Genomic DNA, 6406 nt, shown 5'->3' with positions numbered 1-6406 from the left:
CACCGCAGGCGGTGCCTCGTCCGACTGCGCCCGAGCGGCCTGCGCCCGCACCTGCTCCTGCTCCCGCCGCGCCCGTTGCCCCGGCGGCTCCGGCTCCGGTCCCTGCGGCCCCCGCACCCGCTCCGTCGGCCCCGGCGGCCGCGCCCGCTTCCGCTGCGGCTGCGGCGGGCGGTGCGAACCCGCAGCTGGCGGCCACCATGGAAAACCCTGCGGCGCTGCAGCGCATGTGGCAGGCGGCGCTTGCCGAGCTCAAGCGCAAAAAGGCCGCTTACGGCGTGCTGTTCCTGGGCACGAAGGCCGTGTGGAATGCGCAGACGAGCATGCTCGCCATCGAGTTCCCGAAGGAGAACGCTTTCGCGTTCAAGGCCGTCCAGAAGCCGGATGTGCAAACGGCGGTAGCCGAGGCTCTGGCGCAGTCGTGCGCGGGCCAGGCGGTGCCGTTCGCATATCAGCAGGCAGGTGCGGCCCCTGTCGCCGCGGCGGCCACCGCGCCCTCTCGCCCGCAGCCCGCGCAAGCGCGTCCTGCGGTGCAGATGCCCGCGCAGCCCGCGCCTTCGCGCCCGCAGCCCCAGGCTCAGCCCGCGCAACGCCAGATGCCGGCGGCTCAACAGCGTCCGGCGGCACCCGCGGCGGCGCCGGCCCCTATGGCTCAGCAGCGTCCGGCCGCGCCCGCGGCCCAGCCGGCCCCCGCGGCGCCGCAGCGCCCGCAACGGGCTGCGGCTGACGTGCCGCCGTGGGAGGACGACCAGGTTCCCTATGGGGACATGGACGCGCCCATGCCTGAGGACGAGCTCCTCAACGCGCCGGCCGGCCCCGCGCGCTCCGCGCAGCCGCATCCTGCGGGGGCTCCTCGTCCGGCGGCGCGTCCGCAGGCGGCGCCTGTTGCCTCGCAGCGACCGGCGCCTCCTCAGGCTGGCATGCCGCAGCCTCAGGCCGCACCGCGCCCCATGGCCCCCGCGCAGCCTGCTGCTGCGTCTTTCCCGGCCAAACCGGCTTCCGCGGCCCCGGCCCAGCCGGCTCCCGCGCCGCGGCCTGCGGCTGTACCGCGGCCTGCGGCTGTACCGCAGCCTGCCGGCGCTCCCTTCGCGGCCCAGTCGACGCCTTCCTGCGAGGGCGCGCCGCAAACCCCCGACGAGCTGCAGGCCGTGCTGCAGGCGGGCTTCGGCGGCGGCGTGACGTTCGAAGAAGTCAAGGAATAGCGCACATCCGGGCTCGCGCCCGGTACAATGCAATGGTTTGAAACCCGTACATTCGCGATTAGAACAGGAAACGATATGGGACGTAAAGGCGGATTCCCCGGCGGCGGCATGGGCAACATGGGCGCCATGATGAAGCAGGCTCAGAAGATGCAGGTCGAACTTGCCCGCGCGCAGGAGGAGATCAAGGACATGACCTTCGAGGCTTCCGCCGGCGGCGGCATGGTCAAGGCGGTCGCCCAGGGTGACAACAGCCTGGTCAGCCTGACCATCGACCCCGAGGCGGTGGACCCCGAGGACGTGGAGATGCTGCAGGACATGATCACCGCGGCCGTCAACGAGGCGCTGCGCGGCGTGGCCGAGCTCGGCGCTCAGCGCATCAACGCCGCAACCGGCGGCATGAGCATCCCCGGCCTGATGTAGGGAAGCGGTTCCGTGCAATCGGCTCCCGCAATCCAAAAGCTGCTCGACGAGCTCGAACGCCTTCCCGGCGTGGGCCCGAAATCGGCGCAGCGCATGGCGTATTGGATTTTGAACTCCGACCGCGCCACGGCGCTGCGCTTGGCGCAGGCCATCGTGGAGGTGAAGGACACGGTGCATTTCTGCAGCCGTTGCTTCAACTATGCCGAGGACGACCTGTGCGAGATCTGTCGCTCGACCAGCCGCAACCAGCAGCTGCTGTGCGTGGTCAGCGAGCCGCGCGATATCCCGCCCATCGAGCGCACCGCCGTGTTCCAGGGCGTGTACCACGTGCTGGGGGGCGCTCTGTCGCCTATGGACGGCATCGGGCCCGATGACCTTCGCATCCCCCAGTTGATGCAGCGTCTGGGCAGCGAGGATATCCAGGAGGTGGTGCTGGCCACCAATCCCAACGTGGAAGGGGAGACCACCGCCGCCTATCTTGCGCGCTTGATCAAGCCCCTGGGCATCAAGGTCACGCGTCTTGCCAGCGGCCTGCCCGTGGGCGGCGACCTGGAGTTTGCCGACGAGGTGACGCTCGGACGGGCGCTTGAGGCAAGGCGCGTGCTGTAGCGCAGTCTCCGTTGCGTGCGTTTTCCGTAGCGCCAAAACCCATGGGAGCGAATCGGGCCCCGCAGCCGAACAGCTGCGGGGCCTGCATGTTTCGCCTGATGGCGGCGTTTTGGCATAGAAAAAGGGATTCCGCCCCCTCCAAAAAACGGAATCCCTTCTCTTCCTTTTAACGAAGCCGAAGCCATCGAAAAAAGCAAATTCATTATAGCAATCTCTTCACGGAATATCAATAAAATCTATCAATCATAAGCACTTCATTAGATGAAGTACATGGAACGCCTGGGCCTGGTCTTGTGCGCGGGGTGTGCGTCGGAAAGCACATGCTATACTTTTTCGTACGAAAGGATATGCGCATGATCAAATTTCCCAGCCCCGCGGTCTCCATCGTCGGGCGTCATAATTCCGGCAAGACAACCCTTATCGAGAAGCTCATCGCCGAGCTGGTCGGTCGCGGTCTGGACGTGGGCAGCGTCAAGCACCACAGCCATGTCGGGTTCGATATCGACATCCCCGGGAAAGACTCGTGGCGGCATCGCCACGCCGGCGCCAGCGAGACGGTTATCGCGGCTCCGGGCCAGATGGCGCGCATCCAAACCACCGATGGGGAAGCGGAATGCGCCGACATCGTGGCGAGCATGCCCGGCCACGATGTGGTGATCGTCGAGGGCTATCGCAAGAGCGGCCTGCCCACCATCGAGATCATGCGCGCCGGCAACAAGGCCGATGCCCGAACCGCCGAGGTGTTCGTCGAGGGTGCTCGCAAGGGATGGGCGCTCGGCACGGATTTCACCCAGTTCGGACGCGGCTCCGTGCCTCATGCGGCCGATGTCCACCCCGATGATCATCCCGTGGCGCAGCCTTTGGACCAGGTCGAGGAGGACCGCCTCGCGCGCAGCTATCCCGACCATGCCGACATCTCCAACAAGATGCCCACGGCCGCAACGGTCGCGGTGGTCACCGACATCCCGCTGGCTGCTGAAGCCGCCGGCATATACGGCATCCCGGCGTTCGATATCAACGATGTGGCAGGGTTGGCGGTTTTTCTGCAGGCGAGCTTCGCGCGTCCGCGCGTGTCTATGGTCATCCAGGCCGGCGGCGAGAGCCGCCGCATGGGTCGCAGCAAGGCAACGGTCCCGTTCTGCGGCCGGCCGCTCATCTGCCGTTTGGTCGAGAGGCTCTCGCCGGTGGCCGATGAACTCATCATCACCACCAATGAGCCGGAGGAGCTTGCGTTTCTGCAAGAGCAGTATCCCGAACTGAGTATCCGCTTCGAGTCCGACGTCATCAACGAGCGCGGCGCGCTGCCGGGCCTTTACACGGCACTTCGCTGCGCCCGCAACCCCTACGTGGCCGTTGTGGCCTGCGACATGGTGCTCGCGTCGCCGTCGCTCGTGGTCGCCGAAGCGCTCGAGATGACCAGGACGGGGGCTGATGTGGTGGTGCCCGTCAACAAGCATGGCTTCGAGCCGTTTCACGCGATCTACCGCCGCTCGGGCTGCTTGCCGGCCGTGCGCGAGGCGCTCAATGAGGGAGAGAAGCGCGCTCAGGTGTTCTTCAACCAGGTCAACGTGTGCGAGTTCCCGCAAAAGAAGGTGCTTGAGGCCGAGCCTATGGGCGGGTGCTTCATGAACGCGAACACGCCCGACGAGCTGGCGGCGCTCGAGCGCATCGTGCAGGAGCGCATCGAGTGCGAGTAGCGCCATGTGAAGCGCCCGCGTCCGACCCGCGCCGATTTCGCGCAGATTATGATGCGAACTCGTCGCGTGCAGCGGTCGTACGCTAATCTTCGCCGCGGCATATACGCGCGGGACTAAACGAGGGGGAAGGCGAATGCCCAACATCGCAGACATCATAGAAGTGGCCGAGGAGCTTGAGGACAAGGCCGTCGTGCCAGCTTCGAAACGCTGTGTGGCCGTACGCAACCGTAACGCCTCGTGCCGCAAGTGCATCGATGCCTGCCCGGCGGATGCCATCAGCGTGCACAACAACGTGCTCAGCGTCGATCACAAGGCTTGCGTGGCGTGTGGGGCCTGCACGGTTGTTTGCCCCACCGAGGCCCTGATCCCCGTTCGCCCTGCCGACGAGTCGCTTGAGCAGGCGGCGGCAGAGGCCATGGCCGCACTTGATGGGCGCGCGGTCGTCGCCTGCGCCCGCATCGCGTCCAAGGGCCTGGCAGACCCGCACAAGTTTGCCGAGGTGCCCTGCCTGGCGCGCGTCGACGAAAGCCTGCTGCTCGGCTTGGCGGCGGTCGGCGCCAAGGACATCGTGTTGGTGGACGGGTGCTGCAAGACGTGCAGGTTCAGGGCGACCTCGCCCGGCGTGGACGAAACCATCGCTTCCGCTAACAACCTGATGCAGGCGCAGGGGGCGCCGGCAATGGTCTCCCGCGCGTCGGAGTTCCCCGAAGGGCTGGCGCTCAAGAACGCCAACAGCCTGCTCGGCGAGGCGCGCCGTGGCTTCTTCACCAGCGCAACCTCGTGGACGGCCAGCGCGGCGGGCAAGACCGCCGAGATGGTCATCCGCAAAAACCTGGGGATGCAGGCAAAGGAAGCCACGCTTCGCGAACAGCTGGGGGCGGGCGCATCGGGCACGCTGCCCCAGTTTCAGGAGCGGCGCCGCAGCCAGGTGCTCGATGCCATGGACCGTTTGGGCGAGCCTGCGGTCGAGCAGGTCGAGACGCGCCTGTTCGGCAGGGTGGAGATCGATGCCTCCGTGTGCAACTCGTGCGGCATGTGCGCGGTGTTCTGCCCTACGGGTGCGCTTGCAAAAAGCTCCATCAAACCCAGTCCCAACGCCGACGGCACGCCCGACGGCGGCAGCTTCCTGGAATTCTCCTGCGCCGAGTGCGTGCAATGCGGCCTGTGCGTGGATGCGTGCATGAAGAAGTGCATCACGGTAAGCCCACAGGTGTGCACCGCCGAGCTGTTCGACTTCGAACCGCGTTTCATCTATTTGTCGAAACCCCAGGCCAGACCGGGAATCTTGTCGAATTTCAAGCGGTAGGGGCGCATTCGGCCGCAAATTTTGAAAAAAGTCGTCGCGGATGCCGGATGGTTATGCTAATATATTCCCCGCTGCGAAAGCGGCAATCGGGATGTGGCTCAGCTTGGTAGAGCGCTGCGTTCGGGACGCAGAGGCCGCAGGTTCAAATCCTGTCATCCCGACCATTGCATGGTCAAGGCTCGGTGTTCGCACCGAGCCTTTTTCGTGCAACCGTGCATATCCGTTGGAGTGCTGCGCAAGCGCGTGTGCTTTTCATCGAAGGTGCGTCGGCAAGCTGCGGTTATGCTAAAGTACGCGGCGTTGCATATCACGGCCCGATGCCCGGGCTGGGACGAGTACTTGGAGGACACATGAAATTTCTGGGAATGGGCGTGCCTGAGCTTCTGATCATCCTCGTGGTGATCCTGCTTATCTTCGGCCCGAAGAATCTGCCAAAACTCGGTAGCGCTCTGGGCAAGACCGTGAAGAACCTGCGCGAGGGCATGGGCGATTCTAAGAAGGCCGAGGAAGAGGCCGACGAGGTCGAGGTCGAGGAAGGCGACGAGGACGCCGCCAAGAAGAAGACCACCGCTGCCCGCAAGAAGAGCGAGTAGATCGCAGCTTCACAAGGTTGGTACGCGGTATGCGCAACGGGCTGCGGCCCGGCGCATACCGCTTTTTTCGTATAGATAGGTGAACAACATGGCTGACAACTACATTCTTACCCCCGAGGGCAAGCAGCAGCTCGAAGAGGAGCTGCATTATCTGGAAACCGAGAAGCGCGCCGAGGTGGGCGAGCGTATCAAGGTAGCGCGCGAGTTCGGCGACATCTCCGAGAACTCCGAGTACGACGACGCGAAGAACGAGCAGGGCATGCTCGAGGCGCGCATCGCCGAGATCACCCGCATCCTGGGCGAGGCCACCGTCGTGGCAACCCCGAAGCGCTCCAACTCCGTGCACATCGGCTCCACCGTCACCGTCGACATGGGCGGCCGTGAGCGCGTGTTCACCATCGTGGGCGGCGCCGAGGCCGACAGCCATGCCGGCAAGATCTCCAACGAGTCCCCGGTGGGCGCCGCGCTGCTGGCCCACAAGAAGGGCGACGAGATCGAGACCACCGGCCCGACCGGCCGCGTCATCAAGATGAAGATCGTCAACATCGAGCACTAGCAGATTTGCAAGTTCCGCTTGCCTGT

Annotated in this window: 6 protein-coding genes, 1 tRNA gene and 1 pseudogene; all 8 read left to right on the top strand. The window is 65.5% G+C overall.

Annotated elements, in window-relative coordinates; translation table 11 throughout:
• Window positions 1–1199: pseudogene (locus RDW26_RS07105) on the top strand (hypothetical protein); the annotation flags it as partial.
• A gap of 75 nt (window positions 1200–1274) precedes the next feature.
• The gene (locus tag RDW26_RS07100) at window positions 1275–1619 is read left to right on the top strand and encodes a YbaB/EbfC family nucleoid-associated protein (protein ID WP_042434781.1); all 345 of its coding nucleotides are present in this window, start codon (window positions 1275–1277) and stop codon (window positions 1617–1619) included.
• Between the two features lie 12 nt (window positions 1620–1631).
• The gene (gene recR / locus RDW26_RS07095; protein ID WP_294396607.1) at window positions 1632–2228 is read left to right on the top strand and encodes a recombination mediator RecR; all 597 of its coding nucleotides are present in this window, start codon (window positions 1632–1634) and stop codon (window positions 2226–2228) included.
• Between the two features lie 353 nt (window positions 2229–2581).
• Window positions 2582–3925 (top strand): molybdopterin-guanine dinucleotide biosynthesis protein B, encoded by a 1344-nt coding sequence (mobB, locus tag RDW26_RS07090; RefSeq protein WP_307983047.1) that lies wholly within the window; start codon window positions 2582–2584, stop codon window positions 3923–3925.
• A 133-nt stretch (window positions 3926–4058) separates the two neighbouring features.
• Entirely contained in the window at window positions 4059–5231 is a 1173-nt protein-coding gene (locus RDW26_RS07085) for a 4Fe-4S binding protein (protein ID WP_307983046.1), read from the top strand.
• Window positions 5232–5318: 87 nt separating this feature from the next.
• Window positions 5319–5395, top strand: a tRNA-Pro gene (locus RDW26_RS07080).
• Between the two features lie 186 nt (window positions 5396–5581).
• Window positions 5582–5824, top strand: a complete 243-nt coding sequence (tatA, locus tag RDW26_RS07075) for a twin-arginine translocase TatA/TatE family subunit (RefSeq protein WP_307983045.1) — start codon at window positions 5582–5584, stop codon at window positions 5822–5824.
• Window positions 5825–5912: 88 nt separating this feature from the next.
• Window positions 5913–6380 carry a transcription elongation factor GreA gene (gene greA / locus RDW26_RS07070; RefSeq protein WP_294416889.1) on the top strand — a complete coding sequence of 156 codons (468 nt, stop codon included), beginning with the start codon at window positions 5913–5915 and terminating at the stop codon, window positions 6378–6380.
• Window positions 6381–6406 lie beyond the last annotated feature (26 nt).

The organism is uncultured Senegalimassilia sp. (assembly GCF_902464545.1).
Taxonomy (GTDB): domain Bacteria; phylum Actinomycetota; class Coriobacteriia; order Coriobacteriales; family Eggerthellaceae; genus Senegalimassilia.
This window is presented reverse-complemented; position numbering and strand designations above follow the sequence as displayed.

Coding starts and splice junctions, on each gene's coding strand:
- RDW26_RS07100 (WP_042434781.1), top strand. CDS start 1,275: ATGGGACGTAAAGGCGGATTCCCCGGCGGCGGCATGGGCAACATGGGC.
- mobB (WP_307983047.1), top strand. CDS start 2,582: ATGATCAAATTTCCCAGCCCCGCGGTCTCCATCGTCGGGCGTCATAAT.
- RDW26_RS07085 (WP_307983046.1), top strand. CDS start 4,059: ATGCCCAACATCGCAGACATCATAGAAGTGGCCGAGGAGCTTGAGGAC.
- tatA (WP_307983045.1), top strand. CDS start 5,582: ATGAAATTTCTGGGAATGGGCGTGCCTGAGCTTCTGATCATCCTCGTG.
- greA (WP_294416889.1), top strand. CDS start 5,913: ATGGCTGACAACTACATTCTTACCCCCGAGGGCAAGCAGCAGCTCGAA.